This window comes from Rhizobium sp. 01T444 (genome assembly GCF_056398305.1).
The window spans coordinates 347,531-371,502 of record NZ_JBFTPD010000003.1 but is presented as its reverse complement, the minus strand read 5'-3'; the positions used below and the strand labels follow the sequence as shown (position 1 = coordinate 371,502).

Genomic DNA, 23,972 nt, shown 5'->3' with positions numbered 1-23,972 from the left:
GCTTACAACCCTGGGCGTCCGGCGCAGTTAATGCGCCGCCATATCAGTCTCCGAGCCGTTTGCCAGACCAGGGCGACTTGCCGTCCGGTTCCCGATGATAGTCCTCTTCATCGAGATCGACCACCTTTGAATCGCCCGGCTTGCCTGGCCGGCCTCGAAATTCCGAACGCGAGGAAGCCGAAAAACCGTCGCCGCTCGCGCCAACGACAACGAAACGCTTTGCGATCGACCGCCAGAGCAGATTGCGAACCTGCGGGATAAGAAGCAGGATCGCCAGTATATCCGACAGAAAGCCCGGGATGATGAAGAGCAGCGAGGCGATGACAGTCATCGCCGGATTGAGCAGCTCCCGCCCGGGCACGGTACCGCTGCGCCCTTCGGCGGACATGCGGCGCAGGATGCCAATACCCTGCCGGCGCAAGAGGAAGGAGCCGACGACAAAGCCCAGTACGACAAGCGCCAGCGTCGCGGCAAGTCCGATTGCGCGGCCGACAATTACGAAGCCAGCGATCTCGGCAAGCGGCAGAAGCAGCGCGAAAACCGGCAGCATGGAAAAACGCATCTCTTTACCCCGAGTGGCTCGGGCTCCTCTTGGCACTGGCGAAGATACCAGCCATGATTTGAATCATTCGTATAGCCGGACTATATGGGGGTAGAAATCAGGGATGTTAACAGTGAACGGCGGGATATGAGTTCAAACGACTTCATCACATTATTTTTCTTGGTGGCGGCGGTGCTGATTTTCTTTCAGCTTCGATCCGTTCTCGGACGCCGCACGGGAAATGAGAAGCCGCCGCGTGATCTCTATACGCCACGGGATGCCGCGCAGAACGACAGCGCCGATGCCGGCAAGGTCGTAACCCTGCCGCGGCGCGATGTGAATGGGGAAGAGGAAGACCGCTTTTCCGCCATCGACGCTTTCGCACCGGCCGGCACGCCGCTGAACGAATCGCTGCGCGCGCTCAACAGAGCCGATCCCTCCTTCGACCCGAAGGAATTCTTGAATGGCGCCCGTATGGCCTACGAGATGATCGTCATGGCCTTTGCTGATGGTGACCGCAAATCGCTGAAGAACCTCCTCTCCCGAGAAGTCTATGACGGCTTCGACGCAGCGATCAGCGATCGCGAAAACAAGGGCGAGAAGATGAAGTCCACTTTCGTGGGCATCGACAAGGCTGAGATCACCCATGCCGAGACCAAGGGCAGCGAGGCGCAGATCACCGTGCGCATCATCAGTCAGCTGATCTCTGCCTCCTACGACAAGAACGACACGCTGATCGACGGTGATGCAGAGAATGTCGCGGAGGTCAACGATCTCTGGACGTTCGCTCGCGATACGCGATCGCGCGACCCCAACTGGAAACTCGTCGCGACTGAATCGGAACATGACTGACGCCGCCGGCTTTGCCCTTCAGGCAGTCAGTTTCGACGCAATGGAAGGCTGGAGGGATGATGATCCCTCCAGCCTTTTTGAAGTCATGGCTACCTGTCGCCGGCATATTTCCGAAACCAAACCTTATCGTACCGGTTCGCTGGGGCTGAGTTCAGCCGATCTCCTTCCATTGCTGGAGGAAGCAGAGACTTTTCGTCCGTCTTCGGCGAAGGAAGCGCGTGGCTTTTTTGAAAAGCACTGCCAGCCATTCCGGATTGTCCGGACCGACGGCGTCAGTGGTTTCGTCACCGCCTTCTACGAACCCGAAATCGAAGTTTCCGACAGACAGGATGCGACCTTCCGTTTTCCGATCTACCGGCGCCCGGATGATCTTATCGATCTCGATGATCAAAATCGTCCCGGGCGGTTTGATGGCTCCTACGCATTTGGACGCTTGCGTGCTGGGCTGATCGATGCCTATCCGGATCGCCACGACATCGATCAGGGCTATCTTGAGGGCCGTGGTCTTGAGATCGCCTGGGCGAAATCGAAGGTCGATCTTTTCTTCGTCCACGTGCAGGGCGCTGCCCGTCTGCGCTATCCGGATGGCAGGATCGGCCGCATCACCTACGCCGCAAAAGCCGGCCACCCATTTTCGGCGATCGGCAAGCTATTGATCGACCGTGGCGAGATCGACCGTGCGAAAATTTCCATGCAGTCGGTCCGCGCATGGCTTGCCACACATCCGGACCAAGTCGACGAAGTCCTCTGGCATAACCGATCCTATATTTTCTTCCGGGACGCACCGGTGGACAATCCGAATGCCGGACCGATCGCCGCCGCGAAGGTGCCGCTGCTTGCGGGGCGTTCGCTCGCCGTCGACCGCCTGATCCATACTTTCGGTTTTCCATTCTTCATCCGCTCCGAAAGCCTGACGCATCTCGATGCCGGTAAGCCGTTTCAACGGCTGATGCTGGCGCTGGACACTGGTTCGGCAATTGTCGGCCCCGCGCGCGGCGACATTTTCACCGGTTCGGGCCATGCTGCAGGCGAGTTGGCGGGAACAGTACGCAACGATGCCGATTTCGCAATTCTCATCCCAAATGCCGCTGCAGCGAGGTTCCTCTGATGCCGAAGGACCGCAAGCTCAGCTCAGACGAGAGAATCCTCTGGGGCAGGGTAGCCCGCAGTACCCGGCCCATGCCCGGCAAGACGGATGAACTGACCGCGCTCGACGCCTTCCTGGCGGAGGCCGAAGCGGCAGCCGAACAGGAAAAGGCGGAAAAGCAGAAGACGGCCACGCCACTTCCGCAGCAACCGGTAGCCCAGCCGCCTGTAAAACAGCCCTCGGGCGTCCACCATCCGCTGGAGCGGCCGGTCAAGCGCAAGATCGCCAAAGGCAAGCTGGCGCTGGAAGCACGGATCGATCTTCACGGCATGGTCCAGAGCGAAGCGCATTCCTTCCTGCTCGATTTCCTGATCCGCGCGCATGAACGCGGCATGCGGCACGTTCTCGTCATCACAGGTAAGGGCAGCTCCATGGGCAGCGAAGGCGCCTTGAAGCGCGCGGTGCCGCTCTGGTTCTCCAAGCCGGAATTCCGTTTTCTGATTTCGTCCTATGAGCCAGCGGCCCAACATCATGGTGGCGCGGGCGCCCTCTATATCCGCCTCTCGCGGCGGGCCGGGGAAACATCGTGACGCCGTTTGCAGAAGCAGTTCGCAAGCTGCGCGCCCGCAAGGGCGTGACGCAGAAACAGATGGCGGCGGCGCTCAATGTTTCGCCTGCCTATCTCTCGGCGCTCGAGCATGGAAAGCGCGGCGTGCCAAGCTTCGATCTGCTGCAGCGCATCGCCGGCTACTTCAACATCATCTGGGACGAGGCCGAAGAACTCTTCCTCGTTGCCGGCTCTTCCGATCCGCGCGTGGTCGTCGATACCTCGGGCCTGCCGCCCGAATATACCGAATTTGCCAATCGTCTGGCCAAGCGAATTCGCAGCCTTGACAGCGCCGATATCGCCCGGTTATCGGCGCTTCTTGAAAATGACGGCAAAGGGGACGGAAAAGCGTCATAATCCCCTGATTTATGCCTTGTTTTAGGGCCTTGCCATTGGGAACTCGCTGCAAAAAACCTATATTCGACATTGAAAAAGCCGGTGATTCGCAAGGCGCGCCGTTGCTTACGACAACAGGGAAAACCTCGACAGAATGACCGATGCACCCGCGACGGAAAACGGCGTAAACACCGAATATGGCGCAGACTCCATCAAGGTCCTGAAGGGCCTCGATGCCGTGCGCAAGCGCCCCGGTATGTATATCGGCGATACCGACGACGGCTCGGGCCTCCACCACATGGTCTATGAAGTCGTCGATAACGCGATCGATGAAGCGTTGGCCGGCCATGCCGACATCGTCACCGTTGCGCTCAATCCCGATGGCTCTGTGACCGTGACGGACAACGGCCGCGGCATCCCGACCGATATTCACAGCGGCGAAGGCGTGTCGGCAGCCGAGGTCATCATGACCCAGCTCCATGCCGGCGGTAAGTTCGACCAGAATTCCTATAAGGTTTCGGGTGGTCTGCACGGCGTCGGCGTTTCGGTGGTCAATGCACTGTCCGTCTGGCTGAAGCTGAAGATCCGTCGCCAGGGCAAGGTTCATGAGATGAGCTTCACCCACGGCGTTGCGGATGCTCCGTTGAAGGTGACGGGCGAAGCGGGCAACGAGACCGGCACGGAAGTCAGCTTCATGCCGAGCACCGGAACCTTCACCATGACGGAGTTCGACTACGGCACACTTGAGCACCGCCTGCGCGAGCTGGCCTTCCTCAACTCCGGCGTCCGCATTCTGCTGACGGACAAGCGCCATTCCGACATCAAGCAGGAAGAGATGATGTATGACGGCGGCCTCGAGGCCTTCGTTTCCTATCTCGACCGCGCCAAGAAGCCGCTCGTCGAAAAGCCCGTTGCGATCCGCGGCGAGAAGGATGGCATTACCGTCGAGGTGGCCATGTGGTGGAACGACAGCTATCACGAGAACGTGCTTTGCTTCACCAACAACATCCCCCAGCGCGATGGCGGCACGCATATGGCCGGCTTCCGCGCCGCACTGACGCGTCAGGTCGTTTCCTATGCCGATAATTCCGGCATTACGAAAAAGGAAAAGGTGACGCTGCAGGGCGAAGATTGTCGCGAAGGTCTGACCGCAGTCTTGTCGGTCAAGGTACCGGATCCAAAATTCTCATCGCAGACGAAAGACAAACTAGTTTCGTCGGAAGTTCGCCCTGTCGTCGAAAGCCTCGTCAATGAGGCCTTGAATACCTGGTTCGAGGAACATCCGAGCGAAGCGAAGATTCTCGTTGGCAAGGTCGTTGAAGCCGCCGCCGCCCGTGAAGCCGCCCGCAAGGCGCGCGAACTGACGCGCCGCAAGGGTGCGCTCGATATCGCCTCGCTGCCCGGCAAGCTCGCCGACTGCTCGGAGCGCGATCCGGCCAAGTCTGAAGTCTTCCTCGTCGAGGGTGACTCGGCAGGCGGTTCTGCAAAGCAAGGGCGCTCGCGCGAAAATCAGGCGATCCTGCCGCTGCGTGGCAAGATCCTGAATGTCGAGCGTGCACGCTTCGACAAGATGCTGTCGAGCCAGGAAATCGGCACGCTTATCACTGCGCTCGGCACCGGAATCGGCAAGGACGAGTTCAATGTCGAAAAGCTGCGCTACCACAAGATCATCATCATGACGGATGCCGACGTCGACGGCGCCCACATTCGCACGCTGCTGCTCACCTTCTTCTTCCGCCAGATGCCGGAACTGATCGAGCGCGGCCACCTCTACATCGCCCAGCCGCCGCTCTATAAGGTGTCGCGTGGCAAGTCGGTCCAGTACGTCAAGAACGAAAAAGCGCTGGAAGATTATCTGATCGGCCAGGGTCTGGAAGATGCGGCGCTGAAGCTCGCCAGCGGCGAAGTCCGTGTCGGCCAGGATCTGAATGAGGTCATTCACGATGCCCTGCGCCTGCGCGCGCTGCTCGACAACCTGCATTCGCGCTACAATCGTGCGGTCGTCGAACAGGCGGCAATCGCCGGCGCGCTCAATGCCGAAACCGTCAGCAATGCCGAACGTGCCCAGGAACTGGCAATCGAGGTGGCAAAGCGTCTCGACATCATCGCCGAGGAAACCGAGCGTGGTTGGGAAGGCAGCCTCACCAGCGAGGGCGGTATCCGCCTCGAGCGCATGGTTCGCGGCGTCAAGGAGGTCATCGTGCTCGATATGGCGCTGATCGGCTCCCAGGATGCCCGTTTTATCGACCAACTCACGCCGCGGATGAAGGAAATCTATCAGACGCCGCCGGCGCTGAGCCGACGGGATGGCGATGTCGAAATTTCCGGTCCACGCGCCCTTCTCGATGCAGTTTTCGCAAGCGGCCGGAAGGGCCTGACGATGYAGCGCTATAAGGGTCTCGGCGAAATGAACGCCGAACAGCTCTGGGAAACGACGCTCGATCCGAACGTTCGCTCGCTGCTGCAGGTCAAGGTCAACGATGCGACCGATGCCGACGGCCTTTTTGCGCGCCTGATGGGCGATGAAGTCGAGCCGCGGCGCGAATTCATCCAGGACAATGCGCTGAGCGTCGCAAACCTCGATATCTGACCAAAAATCAGTCGCGAAAAAGCCCCGCAGCCATCAGGCTTGCGGGGCTTTTTATTTTGCGATCAATCGTTGTCGATGAAATGGCCGTTGAAGGCGACCTCCGAGAGCGGCTTGCGCTGGCTCGGGAATTCGCGCTCCCGGTTGCGCTCGGAAAGGATGCTCTTGTCGGCGATGCGACCGATGGCAATGCCGGCTTCAACGCGGTAACCATCGGGGACTTCAAGCTTTTCCTTGATCTCGTCATGCTTGATGCCGCCCATGCCATGGGCATGGAAGCCGGAAATGCGGGCCTGCATGGCAAGATGGCCCCAGGCCGTGCCGGCATCGAAAGAGTGCGTATAGCTTGACCGTCCCTCGCTGCGCGCGCCGTTGAAGCTGCGCGAGACCACGAAGATCAGCGCTGAAGCGTTCTTTGCCCATTCCTGGTTGGCTTCGTTGAGCAGGCTCACGAATTCTTCCCAGTGCTCGGAGCCTTTTAAGGCGTAGAGGAACCGCCACGGCTGCATATTTGCGGAGGACGGCGCCCAGTGTGCGGCGTCGAGAAGCGTCAGAAGCTGGGCTTCTTCGATGATCTCGCCGGTAAAGGCGCGGGGCGACCAACGGTCGAGAAACATCGGATCGATTGGATATTCGGATTCGCGGCTATTGGCTTTGGTCATGCTGGCTTCCGGAAGTTGGCGATGGACGGGGGATTCCATTGCGGGAGATCACTTAAGTGATATTTCCGTGCTCGCTTGCTTGGCAAGCAAAGTTTGGTCACGGCCAGTGCACAATCTGTTTCCAGAAACTGGCCTTACGCGCGCGAGGAACTCCCGGTAAAGCAGCGTCAAATCCGATCGATCAGGGGATGCGGCATGTTGGTGAATGGGAAATGGACCGAAGACTGGCAGCCGGTCCAGGCGAAGGATGAGAAGGGTGGCTTCGTCCGCCAGATATCGAGCTTCCGCAACTGGGTGACACCTGACGGCAGCGCTGGTCCGACGGGTGAGGGCGGTTTTGCCGCGGAAGCCGGACGCTATCATCTTTACGTCGCCTATATCTGCCCCTGGGCTTCTCGCACGCTGGTCGGCCGCAAGCTTAAGCGGCTCGAAGACGTCATCTCGGTTTCGATCGTCGAACCGGCGCTCAGCAAGCAGGGCTGGCGTTTTGGCGATTATCCCGGCGCGACTTCGGATGAGCTGAACGGCGTCACCTACATGCACGAGATCTACACAAAAGCGGATCCCCATTTTACCGGGCGAGCAACGGTCCCCGTTCTATGGGACAAGAAACGTGCAACGATCGTCAACAATGAATCCTCCGACATTCTGCGCATGCTGAACAGCGGCTTTGGCGATCTTGCCCGCGGCAGTCTCGATCTTTATCCGGCCGCTCGACGGGGTGAAATCGATGCCTTCAACGAGCGTATCTATTCGTCCTTGAACAATGGCGTTTATCGCACCGGATTCGCAACGACGCAGGTTGCCTATGAAGAGGCCTTTGCCGAGGTTTTCGCTTGCCTCGACTGGATAGAACCGCAGCTTGAAGGACGCAGTTTCCTCTTTGCCGACCATCCGACGGAGGCCGATATCCGTCTGTTCGTCACGCTGGCGCGTTTTGATGTCGCCTATCACGGTCTCTTCAAATGCAATCTGCGGCGTCTCTCTGACTATGTTAACCTCAAGTCCTTCTGCCGGCGGATGCTGGATTGGCCCGGCATTGCCGAGACCGTGAACTTCGATCACATCAAGCGCGGCTATTATTCGATCGAGAGCCTCAACCCCACGCCTATTGTTCCGGTTGGTCCATCACTGGCGGAAATTTTCTAAGCGGGCGTACCGCTTCCGTGGCAAGTCATAATGACACCGATGAATAATTCGTTCATAGGTGGCGCATCTACTTTCCATTGAGGAGGACATTCATGAAGCTGATGCGCGTTGGAGAAGCGGGCCGCGAAAAGCCGGCCCTGCTCGATGCCGATGGCAAGATCCGTGACCTTTCCGCGCACGTCGCCGATATCGGCGGCGAGGCGATCACGCCGGCAGGTCTTGCGAAAATCGCGGCCCTTGACCCTAAGAGCCTGCCGGAACTGGCGCCCGGCCGCATCGGCGCCTGTGTTGCCGGCACCGGCAAATTCATCTGCATCGGCCTGAACTACTCCGACCATGCGGCTGAAACCGGCGCGACCGTGCCGCCCGAACCCGTTATCTTCATGAAGGCGACTTCGGCGATCGTTGGTCCCAACGACAATGTGCTGATCCCGCGCGGTTCTGAAAAGACCGACTGGGAAGTCGAACTTGGCGTGGTTATCGGCAAAACCGCGAAATATGTGAGCGAGGCCGAAGCGCTGGATTACGTTGCCGGTTACTGCGTTTCCGATGACGTCTCCGAGCGCGCCTTCCAGACCGAGCGCTCGGGCCAGTGGACCAAGGGTAAATCCTGCGACACCTTCGGACCGATCGGCCCCTGGCTCGTCACCAAAGACGAAGTTGCCGATCCGCAGAACCTCGGCATGTGGCTCAAGGTCAACGGCCAGACGATGCAGAACGGTTCCACGAAAACCATGGTCTATGGCGTGGCTTTCGTCGTGTCCTATCTCAGCCAGTTCATGTCCCTGCACCCGGGCGACGTTATCTCGACGGGTACGCCTCCAGGTGTCGGCATGGGCATGAAGCCGCCGCGTTACCTGAAGGACGGCGACGTCGTCGAACTCGGTATCGAAGGTCTCGGCACCCAGAAGCAGCTCTTCGTAGCAGACCGTTAACGACTTTTCTTGCTGAAAAGCTTAAACTTTGTGCGCCAAGATAATGCCGGAGATCAATTTTCCGGCATTTTTCTTTCAAACTGTAATGTTATGTTGCTGTGCAACAAAAACCTGTTAGCCTACGTTGATGTGCCAGCGTTAACGGAAAGAGTCCGGTGCCCTTCAATTGGCGTCGTCTTTGCCGGATAGAGAAAGGTGGCGCCCTCGATGTTCTACCAGCTTTATGAATTGAACCATGCAGCGTTGGCTCCGTTCCGCGCTGCAGCAGATATCATGCGTTTTGCCTATTCCAATCCGCTGAACCCCTTCTCACAGACCCCGCTAGGGCGCACCATTTCGGCCAGTCTCGAAATGTTCGAGCGCACGACGCGCCGTTACGGCAAGCCGGAATTCGGGCTCAATGAGACTGTCATCGACGGCAAGAAGGTTTCCGTGCGCGAGGAAGTCGTCTGGGCGCGCTCCTTCTGTAATCTCCTCCATTTCTCCCGCGATGTTCCGGCCGGCCACAGCGGCGACCCGCGCATCCTCATCGTCGCGCCGATGTCAGGCCATTATGCGACGCTGCTGCGTGGCACCGTCGAGGCCCTTCTGCCCAGCGCCGATATCTACATCACGGACTGGATCGATGCGCGCATGGTGCCGATGACCGAAGGCACCTTCGACCTTTCCGATTATATCGACTACGTCATAGAGATGCTGCATTTCCTCGGCCATGACACCCATGTTGTCGCCGTCTGTCAGCCCTCCGTGCCGGTGCTGGCCGCTGCCGCAATCATGGAAGAGGCCAAGGATCCGCTCGCCCCGTCGTCCATGACGCTGATGGGCGGTCCGATCGATACCCGCATTAATCCGACAGCCGTCAACAATCTTGCCAAGGAACGGCCGCTCGAATGGTTTGCCGATAATGTCGTCATGAACGTGCCCTGGCCGCAGCCGGGCTTCATGCGATCTGTCTATCCGGGCTTCCTGCAGCTTTCCGGCTTCATGTCGATGAACCTCGACCGGCACCTGATCGCCCACAAAGAATTCTTTATGCATCTGGTGAAGAACGACGGCGAACCGGAAAAGCACCGCGATTTCTACGACGAATATCTCGCCGTTATGGACCTCACCGCGGAATTTTATCTGCAGACCGTCGACCAGGTCTTCATGAAGCATGCGCTGCCGAAAGGCGAGTTGATGCATCGCGGCAAGCGCGTTGATCCCTCGGCCATCCGCAACGTGGCCTTGCTAACCGTAGAAGGCGAGAACGACGATATCTCCGGTGTCGGCCAGACGCATGCAGCCCAGACCATCTGCGTAAACATCCCTGAGCACATGCGCATGCATTACCTGCAGCCGGATGTCGGCCACTATGGTGTCTTCAACGGTTCCCGCTTCCGCCGCGAGATCGCGCCCCGCATCGTCAGCTTCACGCGCCAGCATTCTCGCGCCAAGAAGCCACCGGTCCAGCGCATCATCAAGGGCGGCAAATCGGCGTGAGTTAGAAAACGCTGATTTAATGCCATCGATTCAAGGTCTTGTTCGATTTAACCTGAAATCGTCTTGAAGGCCGGTTCCGCGGTAACCATCTGTTTTTTCAGCACTCGGCATCCTGTCGGGTGCTGAACGCGAGGATACCGCACGATGAACCAGTCAGCATTGCTTCGCCCGGATTGGACTCCGGCTACCGTTGCCTTGATGATCCTCGGCTTCATGGTTTTCTGGCCTCTGGGGCTGGCCATGCTTGCCTATATCATCTTCGGCGAGCGGCTGCGTGGCTTCAAGCGTGACGTCAACCAGGCAACGGATGGCTTCTTTGCAGGCTGCCGCCGTTCGCACGGCCGTCACCGCCCGCATTTCTCGACGGGCAACGTCGCCTTCGACGATTGGCGCAAGGCCGAGCTCGATCGCATGGAAGAAGAGCGCCGCAAGCTTGATGAAATGCGTGAGGAATTCGATTCCTACCTGCGCGAGCTTCGTCGCGCCAAGGATCAGGAAGAATTCGATCGCTTCATGCGCGAGCGCAAGAACAACCGACGCGACGATAATGGCCCGGTCGCCGAATACCAGACGCCGTAAGGCGTGATCACAAAGAATCTACGGCCGGCACCGGATACGATGCCGGTTTTTCTTTGCCCGGATTTCTCCCGAATCGTATAGAAAACCCCTATGTTTCCGCTTCCAAAGATCCGCCGTACGACGAAAAAACCGTCGCCGCCCGAAAAGCGGACGCTGGATGTCGCCGGCCGTCTGATGCCCTTGACGATCAAGCAGCATGATCGGGCAACCCGGATCACGCTCCGTATCGAGCCGGGCGGCCGTGCATTGAAGATGACGGTGCCGAAGGGGCTTGCCGCCCGCGAAGTCAACGCCTTCCTTGATCGGCATCAGGGCTGGCTGCTGACCAAGCTTGCGAAATTCTCGACGGATGCGGGCCTGCGCGACGGCGGCGAAATTCTCTTTCGCGGTGTCAGACATCGCATCGAGCACACAGGCAGCCTGCGTGGGCTGACTGAGGCTGTCGTGATGGACGGCAAACCGTTACTTCGCGTCAGCGGCATGCCGGAACATATCGGCCGGCGCATCGCGACCTTCCTCAAGAAGGAGGCGCGCAGCGATCTTGAGAGATTGTCGCGGCTGCATGCCGGTTCCATCAAGGCGCCGATCCGCTCGATTTCGATGAAAGATACTCGCAGCCGCTGGGGTTCCTGCTCTTCGGAAGGAAATCTGAGCTTCTCCTGGCGCATCGTCATGGCGCCGCCTTCGGTGATTGATTATCTCGCCGCCCATGAGGTCGCGCATCTGAAGGAAATGAACCACGGTCCACACTTCTGGGCGCTCTGCAAGAAGCTCTGCCCGCACATGGAAGAGGCGAAGTCCTGGCTGAAGCGTCACGGCAGTCAGCTGCACGCCATAGAGTTCGATTAAGCGCCGCCGTTAAATGCGGCCGCCATTGCAAATTGGCTCGACTCTTCGCCCGTTTCGTGTCACTTCGCTGCCATGAGACCGGATATCAAGATCTGCGGTTTGAAGACGCCTGAGACTGTCGAGCGCGCATTGAAGCGCGGAGCGACGCATATCGGCTTCAATTTTTTCCAGAAAAGCCCGCGTTACGTCGAGCCGGACATTGCCGGCAAGCTCGCGGAACCTGCGCGCGGCAAGGCGAAGATCGTCGCTGTCGTGGTCGATCCGAGCAATGATGATCTTGATGAAATCGTTGCACTTTTGCGCCCGGATATGCTGCAGCTCCATGGTAGCGAGAGCCCTGAGCGCGTGCTGACCATCAAGGCGATGTATGGCATCCCTGTGATCAAGGCCTTGTCGGTCCGCAGCACCGACGACCTGAAGAGGGTCGAGGCCTATATTGGCATCGCCGACCGCTTCCTCTTCGATGCCAAGCCGCCAAAAGGATCTGAACTACCGGGCGGCAATGGCGTTTCCTTTGATTGGGGTCTGCTCACCTGGCTTGACGGCAATGTCGACTACATGCTTTCCGGTGGGCTCAACAAGGCCAATGTCGGACAGGCGCTTGCAATGACGAAGGCGCCAGGTGTCGATACTGCCTCTGGTGTCGAGAGTGCGCCGGGCGTGAAGAGCCTGGACATGATCGATGAATTTTTCGATGCGGTTGAACAGGCATGCCTGCCTGAAACGACCTCAGGGAGTTGAAAGTGAACGAGACGCCTAAACCGAATTCCTTCCGCGCCGGTCCGGACGAAGACGGACGCTTCGGCATTTATGGGGGCCGCTTCGTGGCCGAAACCCTGATGCCTTTGATCCTCGATTTGCAGGAGGAGTGGAACAAGGCGAAGGACGATCCGGAATTTCAGGCGGAATTGAAACAGCTCGGCACCCACTATATCGGCCGGCCGAGCCCGCTCTATTACGCCGAGCGCCTGACCCAGCATCTCGGCGGCGCCAAGATCTATTTCAAGCGTGAAGAGCTGAACCATACCGGCTCGCACAAGATCAACAACTGCATCGGCCAGATCCTGCTCGCCAAGCGCATGGGCAAGACGCGCATTATCGCCGAGACCGGTGCCGGCCAGCATGGCGTGGCTTCCGCCACCGTCGCCGCCCGCTTCGGATTTCCCTGTGTCGTCTATATGGGCGCCACCGACGTCGAGCGTCAGGCGCCAAACGTTTTCCGCATGAAGCTTCTGGGTGCCGAAGTAAAGCCGGTCACGGCCGGCAGCGGCACGCTGAAGGATGCGATGAATGAGGCGCTGCGTGACTGGGTCACCAACGTCGATGACACCTATTATCTGATCGGCACGGCCGCCGGCCCGCATCCCTATCCGGAAATGGTGCGGGATTTCCAGGCGGTCATCGGCACGGAAGCCAAGCAGCAGATCCTTGAGGCCGAGGGCCGCCTCCCAGATCTCGTCATCGCTGCGGTCGGCGGCGGTTCGAATGCGATCGGCATCTTCCATCCTTTCCTCGATGACAAGGACGTCAAGATCGTCGGCGTCGAAGCGGGCGGCAAGGGGTTGCAGGGCGATGAGCACTGCGCCTCGATCACAGCCGGCTCACCGGGCGTGCTGCACGGCAACCGCACCTATCTGCTGCAGGACAATGACGGTCAGATCAAGGAAGGCCATTCGATCTCGGCCGGCCTCGACTATCCTGGCATCGGCCCGGAACATTCGTGGCTCAACGATATCGGCCGCGCCGAATACGTGCCGATCATGGATCATGAGGCGCTCGAAGCCTTCCAGATACTGACTCGTCTCGAGGGCATCATTCCCGCGCTCGAGCCTTCGCATGCGCTTGCCGAAGTCATCAAGCGCGCGCCCAAGATGGGCAAGGACGAGATCATTCTGATGAACCTGTCCGGCCGTGGCGACAAGGACATCTTCACTGTCGGCAAGATCCTGGGAATGGGTGAGTAAAGAGACATGACCGCACGTATGGATAAACGCTTCGCCGATCTGAAGGCGGAAGGCCGCCCGGCGCTCGTAACCTATTTCATGGGTGGCGATCCTGATTACGAGACCTCGCTCGGCATCATGAAGGCGCTGCCGGAAGCCGGCTCCGACGTCATCGAACTCGGCATGCCCTTTTCCGATCCGATGGCCGATGGCCCGGCGATCCAGTTGGCCGGCCAGCGCGCCCTGAAGGGTGGTCAAACGCTGAAGAAGACGCTGCAGCTCGCTGCCGACTTCCGCAAGACCAACGATGCAACACCGATCGTCATGATGGGCTACTACAACCCGATCTATATCTACGGCGTCGAGAAGTTTCTCGACGATGCGCTGGCATCCGGCATCGACGGTCTGATCATCGTCGACCTGCCGCCGGAAATGGATGACGAGCTCTGCATCCCGGCGCTGAAGAAGGGCATCAATTTCATTCGTCTGGCAACACCGACGACGGATGAGAAGCGCCTGCCGACCGTGCTGAAGAACACGTCTGGCTTCGTCTATTACGTTTCTATGAACGGCATCACCGGTTCGGCTTTGCCGGATCCGTCGCTGATTTCGGGTGCGGTCAAGCGCATCAAGGACCATACCGATCTGCCCGTTTGCGTCGGCTTCGGCGTCAAGACGGCAGAGCACGCAAAGGTCATCGGTGCTTCGGCCGATGGTGTGGTTGTCGGTACCGCGATCGTCAATCAGGTAGCCAACACCCTGACGGCGGATGGAAAGGCGACGGCCGACACGGTTCAGGCCGTTGCGACACTCGTTCGCGGTCTTTCCACAGGAACGCGTTCGGCGCGCCTTGTTGCTGCCGAATAGTTTCCCCACATTGGCACTAGTCAATCAGGAGTATTCGAGTTGAACTGGATCACTAACTACGTTCGCCCGCGGATCAATTCCATGCTGGGCCGTCGCGAAGTGCCGGAGAACCTCTGGATCAAGTGCCCGGAAACGGGCGAGATGGTTTTTCACAAGGACCTGGAAAGCAACAAGTGGGTCATTCCCGCTTCCGGCTACCACATGAAGATGCCCGCAAAGGCGCGCCTTGCCGACCTGTTCGACAACGGCGAATACGAAGCTTTGCCGCAGCCGAAGGTCGCCCAGGATCCGCTGAAGTTCCGCGATTCCAAGAAGTATAGCGACCGTCTGCGCGACAGCCGCCTCAAGACCGAGCAGGAAGATACGATCCTTGCCGGTCTCGGCAGCGTGAAGGGCCTGAAGCTCGTCGCGGTCGTTCATGAATTCAATTTCATCGGTGGTTCGCTTGGCATGGCTGCCGGCGAAGCGATCGTCAAAGCCTTCGAACGCGCGATTGCGGAGAAGTGCCCGCTCGTCATGTTCCCGGCCTCCGGCGGCGCGCGGATGCAGGAAGGCATTCTATCCTTGATGCAGCTGCCGCGCACGACGGTGGCCGTCGACATGCTCAAGGAAGCAGGCCAGCCCTACATCGTGGTTCTGACAAACCCGACCACCGGCGGCGTAACGGCCTCCTACGCCATGCTTGGCGATATTCATCTGGCGGAACCGGGTGCCGAAATCGGCTTTGCCGGCAAGCGCGTCATCGAACAGACGCTGCGTGAAAAGCTCCCCGAGGGCTTCCAGACCTCGGAATATCTGCTGGAACACGGCGTGGTCGACATGGTCGTCAAGCGTCATGATATTCCGGAGACGCTGGCGCGTCTGTTGAAAATCCTGACCAAGAAGCCGGCTACGGCGGCAAATGATGCCAATGGAGTGATTGCTCTGGCGGCGAGCGCCTGAGCAGCAGATCTCACAGAATAGGGCGGGCCGATGACAGACAGAGGCCAGATCGCGGTGAGTGAGGCGGCGCAGGAAATCGAAAAGCTCATGGGATTGCATCCCAAGGGCTACGATTTGTCATTGGACCGCATCAAGCGCCTTCTGGAGGCGCTTGGCAATCCGGAGCGCAACCTTCCCCCCGTCATCCATATCGCCGGCACCAACGGCAAGGGCTCGACATCAGCTTTCTGCCGCGCGCTTCTGGAAGCGGGCGGCTACAGCGCCCATGTCCATACCTCTCCGCATCTCGTAAACTGGCATGAACGTTACCGCCTGGGTGTTCCAGGCGGGCGTGGTCAACTGGTTGATGATAGCGTTTTCGCAGAAGTTTTGCGACGCGTGGCGAAGGCCAATGGCGGGGAGAAGATTACCGTCTTTGAAATACTGACGGCCGTCACTTTCATTCTTTTTTCTGAACATCCAGCCGATGCCGCAATCATCGAGGTCGGTCTCGGTGGTCGTTTCGACGCGACGAATGTCATCGAGGATCCCGCCGTTTCGGTCATCATGCCGATTTCACTCGATCATCAGCCCTATCTCGGCGACCGGGTGGAACTGATTGCAGCGGAAAAGGCCGGCATCATGAAGCGCGGCCATTCCGTCGTCATTGGCCATCAGGAGTATGACGCAGCCCTTGACGTGCTGATGTCGACGGCCGAACGGTTGCACTGCCCGAGCGCCGTTTTCGGACAGGATTTCATCGCGCATGAGGAATATGGCCGGCTGATCTATCAGGACGATTTCGGCCTTGCGGATCTGCCTTTGCCGCGCCTTCCCGGTCGCCATCAATATGCCAATGCCGCAGCCGCCATCCGGGCGGTCAAGGCCGCAGGCTTTACCGTCGCCGAACCGATGATGGAAAAGGCAATGGAAACGGTGGAGTGGCCCGGCCGCCTGCAGAAATTGACAGAAGGCAGGCTTCTGAGCCACGCGCCGGCCCGGTCGGAAATCTGGGTCGATGGCGGCCATAATCCGGGTGCTGGTGAAGTGATTGCCGAAGCCATGGCAAATTTCGAAGAGCGCCAGTCCCGTCCGCTGTTCCTGATATCGGGTATGATCAACACCAAGGACCCGGTCGGCTATTTCAAGGCCTTTGCGGATCTGGCGGAGAAGATCTATTGCRTGCCGATCCGCGGCAGCGAGGCGATGATCGATCCGGTGATTCTGGCCCACGCCGCCTATGATGCCGGGCTTGTGGCCGAACCGATGTCATCAGTCACCGACGCCCTGGACGCGATCGCTTCGAGCGTCGACCCGGAGGCGGCGCCGCCACGTATCCTCATCGGCGGCTCTCTTTATCTCGTCGGCGACGTGCTGGCGGAAAACGGCACACCCCCTAAATGAAAAAGCCCGGCATTTGCCGGGCTTTTTGCATCGAACTATCGATATCATCAGGCTGCGCTGGAAATCCAATTGGAAAGCGCCGTCTTCGGCTTTGCGCCGATGGAGATATCGGCAACTTCGCCGCCCTTGAAGATTGCAAGCGTCGGGATCGAGCGAACACCGAACTGGGCAGCCAGTTCCGGGTTTTCATCGATGTTGAGCTTGGCAACCTTGACCTTGCCGGCCATTTCCGTGGCGATTTCTTCGAGGCTCGGAGCAATCATTTTGCACGGACCGCACCATTCAGCCCAGAAATCGACGACGACTGGTTCTGCGGACTCCAGAACTTCCGACTGGAAGTTGTTGATATCGACCTTAACGGTAGCCATAGGCTGCTCCTTTACCGGAATTTGCTGTTGCGTAACATGTGAGGGTGCGGTGCCGGAATTTCAATGTCCGATATTTCACTTTGTGTTGAGTCCTGCAAGTGCCGAAGCCAAAGCCTGTTCGCCAAGAGTATGGATGGTCGCATTTTCCGTATAGACCAGCATGCAATCGATCCGTTTGGCAGGATAGAGCGGCTTCAATATTTCCCGATAGATCGCAAGCTGCGCCTTGTGCGCAAAAGGGATTTTATCTTCGTTTGTCGGTGGAACGCGATTTGTCTTGTAGTCCAGAATGACGACGCTGTCTGGCAGGACAGCAAGCCGGTCAATCCGGCCGGAGACGGCATACTCCCGGCCTTCCAGCGTCAAGGTTCCCATGATCGAAATTTCCGCCTGGGCATGAACGTTGAAGACGGCTTGAAGCCTTTCATCCTGCAAAAGTTTCACAACCGAATCGACTAAAGCCTGCCGCTCGATAGTGGGCCAGAATCGTGCCGCGCGTTCAGTGTAACGCTTCGCTGCCTCGGCCCGCTCCTCCGCCGGAATATCGGGAAGAGCCTGAAGCATCCGATGGATAAGACGGCCCTTTTCCAGGGAGCGATCGCTGCCCTCTTGATCGCCGAAGAGCGGTGAGGTCACCAAGAGATCATCGGCCTCCTCATCGATGATCGTTCCGGCACCGGAAGGGCTAAGCGGCCGAGGCAGTTGTTTTTGCGGCGGCAAAGGGCGGAAAAGGTCCGGGGGGATCGTTTCGACAGTTGCCTGTTCAGGCGCACGGTCCATTCGCTCGAAGCTGCGCTCGACCTGCGGCACACGCCAGCGCATGCCGTCCCACTCGCCATCCGGGCCCGCGAAAGTCGCCTTTTCGACATGCGGATGCTCCGCGTCGAGCGCGGTGGAAATCATCATATGCCAGGTGTCGGTGTTCAGCCGCACGCCGCGATAGCCGCAGACGATCAGCCGGTCGGCGGCGCGTGTCATCGCCACGTAGAGCAGGCGCCGGTATTCCTCTTCGGCAAGAAGCTGGATGCGCGCTGCATCGGTCAACGTCAGCGAATTGCCGAGATCACTGACGGGAATCCACACTGGTATCGGCGGCTCGTCCGGCCCGGCATCAAGCAACCGAAGCTTTGGCAGGTGGGTGTGGGTAAAAGCCTTCGAGCCGCCATCGACCAGAAAGACGATTGGCGCTTCGAGACCTTTGGAGGCATGCACCGTCATGATGCGCACCTCGTTGCGGCCCTTGTCCTGTTCGCGCTTCACTTCCGGCGCTTCAAGCTCAAGCGTCGAGATGAAGGATTGCAGGCCGGGGAGACCCGATGTCTCGTGGTCGAGCGCAAAGGTCAGGAATTCGTCGAGGATATCGCTGACTTCGGTACCGAGCCGCGCCAGAAACTGCCGCCGGCCGCCATGACTGCCGAGGACACGGGCATAGAAATCATGGACCGAAAGGCTTCGGGACTGGGCAAGAAAGAGCTCCAGCCTTGCGACGGCCGTGCCGAGGCGCTCATTGCCGTCGGCGGCATATTTGCGAAGATGGTGCCAGACGCTTTCATGGTCGTCGCGGAGCGCCGCAACCGCAAAAATATCCTCCTCCGAAAGATTGAAGAGAGGGCTCTTCAGGAGGGCGGCCAGCGAAAGATCGTCTTCCGGCAGGAGCAGAAAACGGCCGAGCGCCAGCAGATCCTGTACGGCGATATGACTGGTCAGCACCAGCCGGTCCGCGCCGGCGACGGGAATGTCGCCACGCCGCTTCAGTTCACGCGTCAGCGCATTGACGAAGGCGTCGCGTTTGCGGACGAGAACGAGGATATCGCCGGCTTCTATGAAGCGTTCCTTGCCCTTTTCGACGATCGTTTCGTGTCCCACAAGAGTACCGATCGTATGAGCGATGCGCCGTGCAAGAATGGCGGCTGGCGCGCTCTCGGGCGTCGCATCGAAGGGAGCGGTCCAGTCCTCATCCTTTATCACGACATCGGGCACGACCATTTCCCAGAGATCGACGGCCCCAGGATGGCCGATACGGCTGGAGCGATGAACGACCGGCTCGGTGCCGAGGCCGCGTGCATTCTCCGGTGGGGTGAAGATGTGATCGACCGCGAGCAGAACGTCGGAGGTAGAGCGGAAGGACAGCGGCAGGCGAACGGTCGAGAAGGCGAGGCCGCTGTTCTGCACGCGACGCTGCGTTCGTTCCTTCTCCTCGGAAAACCGTTCCGGCCGCGCGCCCTGGAAGGAATAGATCGACTGTTTCTCGTCACCGACGGCAAACAGTGTCCGGACGAGAGGCCGCGAACTTTCTCCTGAGAAGAAATCCTCCGCCAGCGACTGGATGACGCTCCATTGAACAGGGCTGGTATCCTGCGCCTCGTCGACGAGGATATGGTCGATACCCTGATCGAGCTTGTAATGGATCCACGGACCGACGCCACTCTTGGTGAGCAGGTCCGCAGTGCGGGTGATCAGGTCCTCGAAGTCGAGATGGCTGCGCTGTTTTTTCAGCTCCTCATAATCCCGGTTCAGACGGTCAGCGAGCACGAGAGCGGCATGGGTTGCTGTGTGCATCCGCATCAATTTCAGCCGGTCGCGGCAATTGACGACATGCGCACGCGCAGAAGCGATAGCATCACTAAGCTGCGGTGCTTCAGCAAGCATCGCCTTGACAAAGAATTGCCCGTCCGTCTTCGGCTCACCTTTCGATGTCAGGAAAACTTTCTCCAGTATCTGCGCGCGCGCGGTAACATCCCGTTCGCGGGCAGCGCGGCGCAAACCCTCGGCGACGTCTTGAGCCTTCGCGCCACCCTTTGCAGCGGCGAGCGAAAGATAAAGTTCCAGCACCGCATCCGAGAGACCTGGCAAGGGCCAGTATCGCTCGGCCAGCCCCTCTTCCGTATCATCAGGTGAAAGCCCGAGTTTCTTTCGCAGCAACTTGTCGGCGCCGCCATGCTGTTCGGCAGCGGTTATGAAGCGGCGTATGGCGTTACGGTTGGCAACGATCTCGCCGAGCAGATTTTCAAGCCCGGATTCATCACCGAGATTAAGCACATAGGTGAAGGCGCCAGCGAGGTTCCGGCCGTTCTCCGGTGCCGTTGCCGTCAGCAGCGAGCGTCGTGCGTCGGCGAGCAGGGTCTCTGCCGCTCGATCATCGAGGACGGAGAAGTGCCCGGCGACGTTTGCTTCCAGCGGAAACTGGTGCAGCAGTGCTTCGCAGAAGGCGTGGATCGTCTGGATCTTCAGACCACCCGGTGTTTCCAGTGCCTTGGCAAACAGTCGTCTTGCTTCCGCAAGCTTCAGGGAATCCGGCTCACGACCTTCGATCTGTGTGATGCGCTTGGCAAGCTCTTCATCCGGGAAAATCGCCCATTCCGCCAGCCGTTCGAAGACGCGGTTCGACATTTCGGAGGCGGCAGCCTTCGTATAGGTGAGGCAGAGAATGGCGGAAGGCCTTGCACCGGCAAGCAGCAGCCGGATCACCCGCTGGGTCAGAACATGCGTTTTGCCGGAGCCGGCATTGGCCGACACCCAGGCAGAACGGGTCGGATCAGAAGCGATCGCCTGCTGGATCGTCGTCCAGCCGATCCAGGTACCGGGATCGTCACCCTCCGGAAGCGCGGTCGGATCATTCATCGCCTCCTCCTTCCGGGTCAGCAGTTGCCCATTCCGCAACGCGGGCAAGATGATCGTAATCGCCGCCGAAATCGAATTGTTGGGCGGGGATCAGCCGCGAGGTAAAACCCTTCTCACCGGACTGCAGCAGGGTGACGAATTTTACCAGCTGGTCGATCGATTCTTCGGCAAGCTGCATTGCCGATTTTGCCTTGTCGCTGTTGGCCTCCTCGTTATTGACCTTGTCCACCAGGAAGCGGCTGCCCGGCCGCAAGCGGACATAGAGGAGGTCGCTCGGTACAAGGCTGCCGGCATCACGGAAGGCGCCGGCCTGAAGGGCAGCGGCCTCAAGCGCGAGCTGCGGGTCGAGCAAGGCGCGGGCCTGTGTCGGAGAGGGGTTGTAGCCAGTCTTGTAGTCTATGATGTCGGCGCTGTTTGGCCCCTTGATATCGATACGGTCGGCAACGCCGGTGAGCCGGATATCGATCCCATCGAGTTCGACACCGCCCCTCACTTCCGTCAGCCTCTTCTGCACATCGGATTGCCGCCCGGCCTCCCATTTCAGGAAAGCGCGCGCGACTTCGCGGAAGCGCGGCCGCCAGACGGCGTCGATATGCGGCGGCAACTGCTCCATGTCGAAGAGTTCGGTCAGGATGATTTCCATCGCCGCTGCCGCCTCCGGCGTTCCTGCTGTATGGTCCTCGCGAACAAAGCGATCGATAATCTTGTGGTAGAGAGTACCGCGTTCCGCTGCGCCCGGATCGCGATTGAATGGGTCGACGGGATCGAGCCGCAGCACGCGCCGAGCATAAATCGCATAGGGGTCGCGGCGCAGCCGACCGACTTCGCTGAAGGAATAGGATTTGGGCTGCAGTTCCCGTGGCGGCTTGGGAGAGGGCCTCTGCGCTGGCGCCTGATTGTCGCCGAGGTCTATCTGGTTTGCCCAGTGAACGAAGCGCGCGCCCCGCTTGCGCAATTGCTCTTCGAAATCCTCGCCGCCGAGCGCCAGCAGCCGTTGCAGCCACCGGGAGGCGACCGTTGGCGTCGAACCCTGGCGCAAGGCGCGTGAATAGATCAGATGGCGCGTCCCGTTTGCCATCTCGAAATCATGCGCCAGCTGGCCGATGCGCCGTTCCGGCGGCTCCAGCCCGATTTCTGTCTTCATCATACGGGAGACGAAGGGATTGTTGGCGGTCTGTCCTGGCCATGATCCTTCATTGAGGCTGCCGAGTATCAGCGTATCGACATTCTGCAGGCGCGCTTCCAGCGTCCCGAAAATAAAGAGGCGAGGGTGGCTGAGGGCACCGGGCTTGACGGCATGGCCGGCGGAGAGCGCCACCATGATATCGATCCATTGCGGCCCATCCGCTTCCATCTGGCCATCGGTATCGATGACTTCGCCAAGCAGGCTCGCCAGGGCATCGCCCGCTTCACCGGACCAGAGGCCTGCCAGATTGCCATGTTCGTCGTCAGCGATACCTTCCAGGGCGCGGCCCGTCCGTTCGGCCCATTGCGAGAGCGAGATGCCGGTCGTCAGGCCATCATCATCCCCACGATGCCGCACGAGCGCCGATACCAGTGGTTTCACGGCACGTTCAACTTTCTGGGCTAACCTGCGGGCCATCTCCGCTGCTTCAGATGGCAGCGATTTGCGCCACACCGGCACGTGCCTGTCGAGCGCTTGCTCCGAAAGCTGATGGTCGAGCAGCTGTTCGAGCGATCCGATATCAACCTCCGTCACGCCGCCGCGCAGCGCCAGCAACTCCAATGCCTCGACAGCCCCGGTCAGAAAGCCGCGCTCCAGCCCGAAGCGGGCAAGCGGATGTTTGAGCAGCGAAACGATGGCGACCGGATCGCCGGGACGCAGAGTCGATTCCAGGAGCAATTGCAGCAGCGTGCCCTGCGGCGTTGCCGAAAGTGGCGTACCGGCTGAATCGTCGGCGAGAATGCCGAAGCGGGAAAGCTCCCCCATAACACGGCGCGCCAGATTGCGGTCTGGCGTAATAAGCGCAGCTCTGCTTTCGCCATCGCTGCCCGGCTGTTCCAGTGCAAGCCGCAGAGCAACGGCAATCGCCGTCGCCTCCTCGCGCTCGTTGGCGGCTTCGATCATCGATACGTCCGCGAATGCCGCGGCAACGGTCCCTTCCGGCAGGTCTTTTTTCCAATCGCCCCAGCCGCTCGTCGCCTCTGATGGAGTAAGCGCCCGCGAGAGGACTTCCGCCCGAGAGCGCAGATCGGCTTCCGCTTCCTCGATCGGCTGAACGTCCTCGCGGCTGAGTTTCAGCCGTTTCAGCAGAACGGAAAGACCATACTGCGGATGCGTGCGGCTTGCCGGGTTGGCCCGTTGACCCGGCAGGAGATCAGGAGCGACCAGAGACCAGTGCTCCTCCGGCATGGAAAGGTCGAGGCCGGGCAACACGATCACGCCTTCCGGAAGGTTCGCCACGGCGCCGATGAGATCGGCCGTGGCAGGAAGCGAACCCGTCGAGCCAGCGATGATGATCGGACCGGCAGGCTTCATCATCGAGAGACGGCCGGCCTCGGCGCGCAGGATGGCATTGCGATGGCGGGCCGGCGACGATCGGCCAAGTTCGATCAGGCGTTCCGGCCAGAAGGCACTGGCGATCTGCAGGAACTCCGCCGTCAATTGCCACCAGGCCGCATAATCACCCGTATCAAGCTTGCCGAGTTCAGACCATGCAAGATCCTCGGTTTCGATCGAATCGATCAATTCCGCCAGATTGCGGGCAAGCCAGATGGCATCCGCCGGGCTTGCCGGCGCGACGAGAGGCGATTCCGAATGGATATGCCGGACGATCTCCGGCAGCTTGTTGCGCCAGGCAAGGATCAGCCGGGCCAGTTCCAGAAGGCGCGCGATATTGGAAAGCGGCTGGGCAAGATCGATCGTCGCGGGCAGCGCCTCGTCAAAATAGCCGCTGTCGTCGTCCGTCTCTCCCAGTGGCCGGATGACCGGCAGGATCGCCGAGCGGCCGCCGAGCAGATCGACGAATTCCGAACGCAGGACACGTACGGCGCGCCGGGTCGGCAGATAGATCGTCACCTTGACAAGCGAAAGCGGATCAGCGGGATCATGCAGGAAAAGCGGTGTCAGGCGTCCGTCACAAAGCGAACTTGCCAGCGTCTTCAGGAAGGGAAGGCCGGATGGAATCGTCAGAATGCGTGGCCGGTGCCGCTCTACCATG

Annotated in this window: 20 protein-coding genes; 15 read left to right on the top strand and 5 right to left on the bottom strand. The window is 59.7% G+C overall.

Annotation, left to right across the window (positions count from 1 at the left end; all coding sequences use genetic code 11):
* Positions 1 to 43: 43 nt before the first annotated feature.
* Entirely contained in the window at positions 44 to 562 is a 519-nt protein-coding gene (locus tag AC1DTN_RS07265) for an FxsA family protein (protein ID WP_477920246.1), read from the bottom strand.
* A gap of 126 nt (positions 563 to 688) precedes the next feature.
* On the opposite strand from AC1DTN_RS07265, the gene AC1DTN_RS07260 reads away from it, so the two are divergent.
* The 5 genes from AC1DTN_RS07260 (at position 689) to gyrB (ending at position 6,013) form a co-directional block, all read left to right on the top strand.
* On the top strand, positions 689 to 1,393 hold the full coding sequence (locus AC1DTN_RS07260; RefSeq protein ID WP_113322167.1) for a Tim44/TimA family putative adaptor protein: 705 nt from the start codon (positions 689 to 691) through the stop codon (positions 1,391 to 1,393).
* Positions 1,386 to 2,501, top strand: coding sequence for a murein transglycosylase A (gene mltA / locus AC1DTN_RS07255; protein WP_477920245.1), 1,116 nt, complete (start codon positions 1,386 to 1,388; stop codon positions 2,499 to 2,501). The genes AC1DTN_RS07260 and mltA overlap by 8 nt, the downstream gene beginning before the upstream one ends.
* Positions 2,501 to 3,070 (top strand): Smr/MutS family protein, encoded by a 570-nt coding sequence (locus AC1DTN_RS07250; RefSeq protein ID WP_477920243.1) that lies wholly within the window; start codon positions 2,501 to 2,503, stop codon positions 3,068 to 3,070. Before mltA ends, AC1DTN_RS07250 begins: the two co-directional genes overlap by 1 nt.
* On the top strand, positions 3,067 to 3,444 hold the full coding sequence (locus AC1DTN_RS07245; RefSeq protein WP_113322164.1) for a helix-turn-helix domain-containing protein: 378 nt from the start codon (positions 3,067 to 3,069) through the stop codon (positions 3,442 to 3,444). The genes AC1DTN_RS07250 and AC1DTN_RS07245 overlap by 4 nt, the downstream gene beginning before the upstream one ends.
* 133 nt (positions 3,445 to 3,577) lie before the next feature.
* The gene (gyrB, locus tag AC1DTN_RS07240; RefSeq protein WP_477920242.1) at positions 3,578 to 6,013 is read left to right on the top strand and encodes a DNA topoisomerase (ATP-hydrolyzing) subunit B; all 2,436 of its coding nucleotides are present in this window, start codon (positions 3,578 to 3,580) and stop codon (positions 6,011 to 6,013) included.
* A 62-nt stretch (positions 6,014 to 6,075) separates the two neighbouring features.
* Here gyrB and AC1DTN_RS07235 read toward each other — a convergent pair whose 3' ends face one another.
* A complete protein-coding gene (locus tag AC1DTN_RS07235) occupies positions 6,076 to 6,672 on the bottom strand; it encodes a nitroreductase family protein (RefSeq protein WP_477920241.1) in 597 nt (198 codons plus the stop codon).
* A gap of 195 nt (positions 6,673 to 6,867) precedes the next feature.
* Here AC1DTN_RS07235 and AC1DTN_RS07230 point away from each other — a divergent pair, with 195 nt between their 5' ends.
* From AC1DTN_RS07230 to AC1DTN_RS07185, 10 genes are all read left to right on the top strand, one after another.
* Positions 6,868 to 7,821, top strand: coding sequence for a glutathione S-transferase family protein (locus AC1DTN_RS07230; protein ID WP_477920240.1), 954 nt, complete (start codon positions 6,868 to 6,870; stop codon positions 7,819 to 7,821).
* Positions 7,822 to 7,913: 92 nt separating this feature from the next.
* A complete protein-coding gene (locus AC1DTN_RS07225) occupies positions 7,914 to 8,756 on the top strand; it encodes a fumarylacetoacetate hydrolase family protein (RefSeq protein ID WP_037102235.1) in 843 nt (280 codons plus the stop codon).
* A 207-nt stretch (positions 8,757 to 8,963) separates the two neighbouring features.
* A complete protein-coding gene (locus AC1DTN_RS07220; protein WP_477920238.1) occupies positions 8,964 to 10,238 on the top strand; it encodes a polyhydroxyalkanoate depolymerase in 1,275 nt (424 codons plus the stop codon).
* Positions 10,239 to 10,382: 144 nt separating this feature from the next.
* Complete coding sequence (locus AC1DTN_RS07215) at positions 10,383 to 10,817, top strand: DUF2852 domain-containing protein (protein ID WP_113300854.1); 435 nt, start codon at positions 10,383 to 10,385, stop codon at positions 10,815 to 10,817.
* Positions 10,818 to 10,907: 90 nt separating this feature from the next.
* The gene (locus AC1DTN_RS07210) at positions 10,908 to 11,666 is read left to right on the top strand and encodes a M48 family metallopeptidase (RefSeq protein ID WP_477920237.1); all 759 of its coding nucleotides are present in this window, start codon (positions 10,908 to 10,910) and stop codon (positions 11,664 to 11,666) included.
* A gap of 72 nt (positions 11,667 to 11,738) precedes the next feature.
* Positions 11,739 to 12,407, top strand: a complete 669-nt coding sequence (locus tag AC1DTN_RS07205; RefSeq protein ID WP_439016927.1) for a phosphoribosylanthranilate isomerase — start codon at positions 11,739 to 11,741, stop codon at positions 12,405 to 12,407.
* 2 nt (positions 12,408 to 12,409) lie between these two features.
* Positions 12,410 to 13,630, top strand: coding sequence for a tryptophan synthase subunit beta (trpB, locus tag AC1DTN_RS07200; RefSeq protein WP_007813770.1), 1,221 nt, complete (start codon positions 12,410 to 12,412; stop codon positions 13,628 to 13,630).
* 6 nt (positions 13,631 to 13,636) lie between these two features.
* A complete protein-coding gene (trpA, locus tag AC1DTN_RS07195; protein WP_477920236.1) occupies positions 13,637 to 14,476 on the top strand; it encodes a tryptophan synthase subunit alpha in 840 nt (279 codons plus the stop codon).
* A 39-nt stretch (positions 14,477 to 14,515) separates the two neighbouring features.
* Positions 14,516 to 15,418 (top strand): acetyl-CoA carboxylase, carboxyltransferase subunit beta, encoded by a 903-nt coding sequence (gene accD / locus AC1DTN_RS07190; protein WP_477920234.1) that lies wholly within the window; start codon positions 14,516 to 14,518, stop codon positions 15,416 to 15,418.
* A 30-nt stretch (positions 15,419 to 15,448) separates the two neighbouring features.
* Complete coding sequence (locus AC1DTN_RS07185) at positions 15,449 to 16,801, top strand: bifunctional folylpolyglutamate synthase/dihydrofolate synthase (protein WP_477920233.1); 1,353 nt, start codon at positions 15,449 to 15,451, stop codon at positions 16,799 to 16,801.
* Positions 16,802 to 16,848: 47 nt separating this feature from the next.
* On the opposite strand, the gene trxA is transcribed toward AC1DTN_RS07185, so the two are convergent.
* The 3 genes from trxA to addB form a co-directional block, all read right to left on the bottom strand.
* Positions 16,849 to 17,169: a thioredoxin gene (trxA, locus tag AC1DTN_RS07180; RefSeq protein ID WP_310389827.1), complete on the bottom strand. Its 321-nt coding sequence runs from the start codon at positions 17,167 to 17,169 to the stop codon at positions 16,849 to 16,851.
* Positions 17,170 to 17,244: 75 nt separating this feature from the next.
* On the bottom strand, positions 17,245 to 20,790 hold the full coding sequence (gene addA, locus AC1DTN_RS07175) for a double-strand break repair helicase AddA (RefSeq protein WP_477920231.1): 3,546 nt from the start codon (positions 20,788 to 20,790) through the stop codon (positions 17,245 to 17,247).
* Complete coding sequence (gene addB, locus AC1DTN_RS07170; RefSeq protein ID WP_477920229.1) at positions 20,783 to 23,971, bottom strand: double-strand break repair protein AddB; 3,189 nt, start codon at positions 23,969 to 23,971, stop codon at positions 20,783 to 20,785. The genes addA and addB overlap by 8 nt, the downstream gene beginning before the upstream one ends.
* Position 23,972 lies beyond the last annotated feature (1 nt).

What these genes read in the sequence shown, in the direction of transcription:
- AC1DTN_RS07205 (WP_439016927.1), top strand. Translation starts at nt 11,739, where the DNA reads ATGAGACCGGATATCAAGATCTGCGGTTTGAAGACGCCTGAGACTGTC.
- mltA (WP_477920245.1), top strand. Translation starts at nt 1,386, where the DNA reads ATGACTGACGCCGCCGGCTTTGCCCTTCAGGCAGTCAGTTTCGACGCA.
- AC1DTN_RS07265 (WP_477920246.1), bottom strand. Translation starts at nt 562, where the DNA reads ATGCGTTTTTCCATGCTGCCGGTTTTCGCGCTGCTTCTGCCGCTTGCC.
- AC1DTN_RS07210 (WP_477920237.1), top strand. Translation starts at nt 10,908, where the DNA reads ATGTTTCCGCTTCCAAAGATCCGCCGTACGACGAAAAAACCGTCGCCG.
- AC1DTN_RS07225 (WP_037102235.1), top strand. Translation starts at nt 7,914, where the DNA reads ATGAAGCTGATGCGCGTTGGAGAAGCGGGCCGCGAAAAGCCGGCCCTG.
- AC1DTN_RS07260 (WP_113322167.1), top strand. Translation starts at nt 689, where the DNA reads ATGAGTTCAAACGACTTCATCACATTATTTTTCTTGGTGGCGGCGGTG.
- trxA (WP_310389827.1), bottom strand. Translation starts at nt 17,169, where the DNA reads ATGGCTACCGTTAAGGTCGATATCAACAACTTCCAGTCGGAAGTTCTG.
- AC1DTN_RS07230 (WP_477920240.1), top strand. Translation starts at nt 6,868, where the DNA reads ATGTTGGTGAATGGGAAATGGACCGAAGACTGGCAGCCGGTCCAGGCG.
- trpA (WP_477920236.1), top strand. Translation starts at nt 13,637, where the DNA reads ATGACCGCACGTATGGATAAACGCTTCGCCGATCTGAAGGCGGAAGGC.
- addA (WP_477920231.1), bottom strand. Translation starts at nt 20,790, where the DNA reads ATGAATGATCCGACCGCGCTTCCGGAGGGTGACGATCCCGGTACCTGG.
- AC1DTN_RS07250 (WP_477920243.1), top strand. Translation starts at nt 2,501, where the DNA reads ATGCCGAAGGACCGCAAGCTCAGCTCAGACGAGAGAATCCTCTGGGGC.
- AC1DTN_RS07235 (WP_477920241.1), bottom strand. Translation starts at nt 6,672, where the DNA reads ATGACCAAAGCCAATAGCCGCGAATCCGAATATCCAATCGATCCGATG.
- AC1DTN_RS07220 (WP_477920238.1), top strand. Translation starts at nt 8,964, where the DNA reads ATGTTCTACCAGCTTTATGAATTGAACCATGCAGCGTTGGCTCCGTTC.
- addB (WP_477920229.1), bottom strand. Translation starts at nt 23,971, where the DNA reads ATGGTAGAGCGGCACCGGCCACGCATTCTGACGATTCCATCCGGCCTT.
- AC1DTN_RS07215 (WP_113300854.1), top strand. Translation starts at nt 10,383, where the DNA reads ATGAACCAGTCAGCATTGCTTCGCCCGGATTGGACTCCGGCTACCGTT.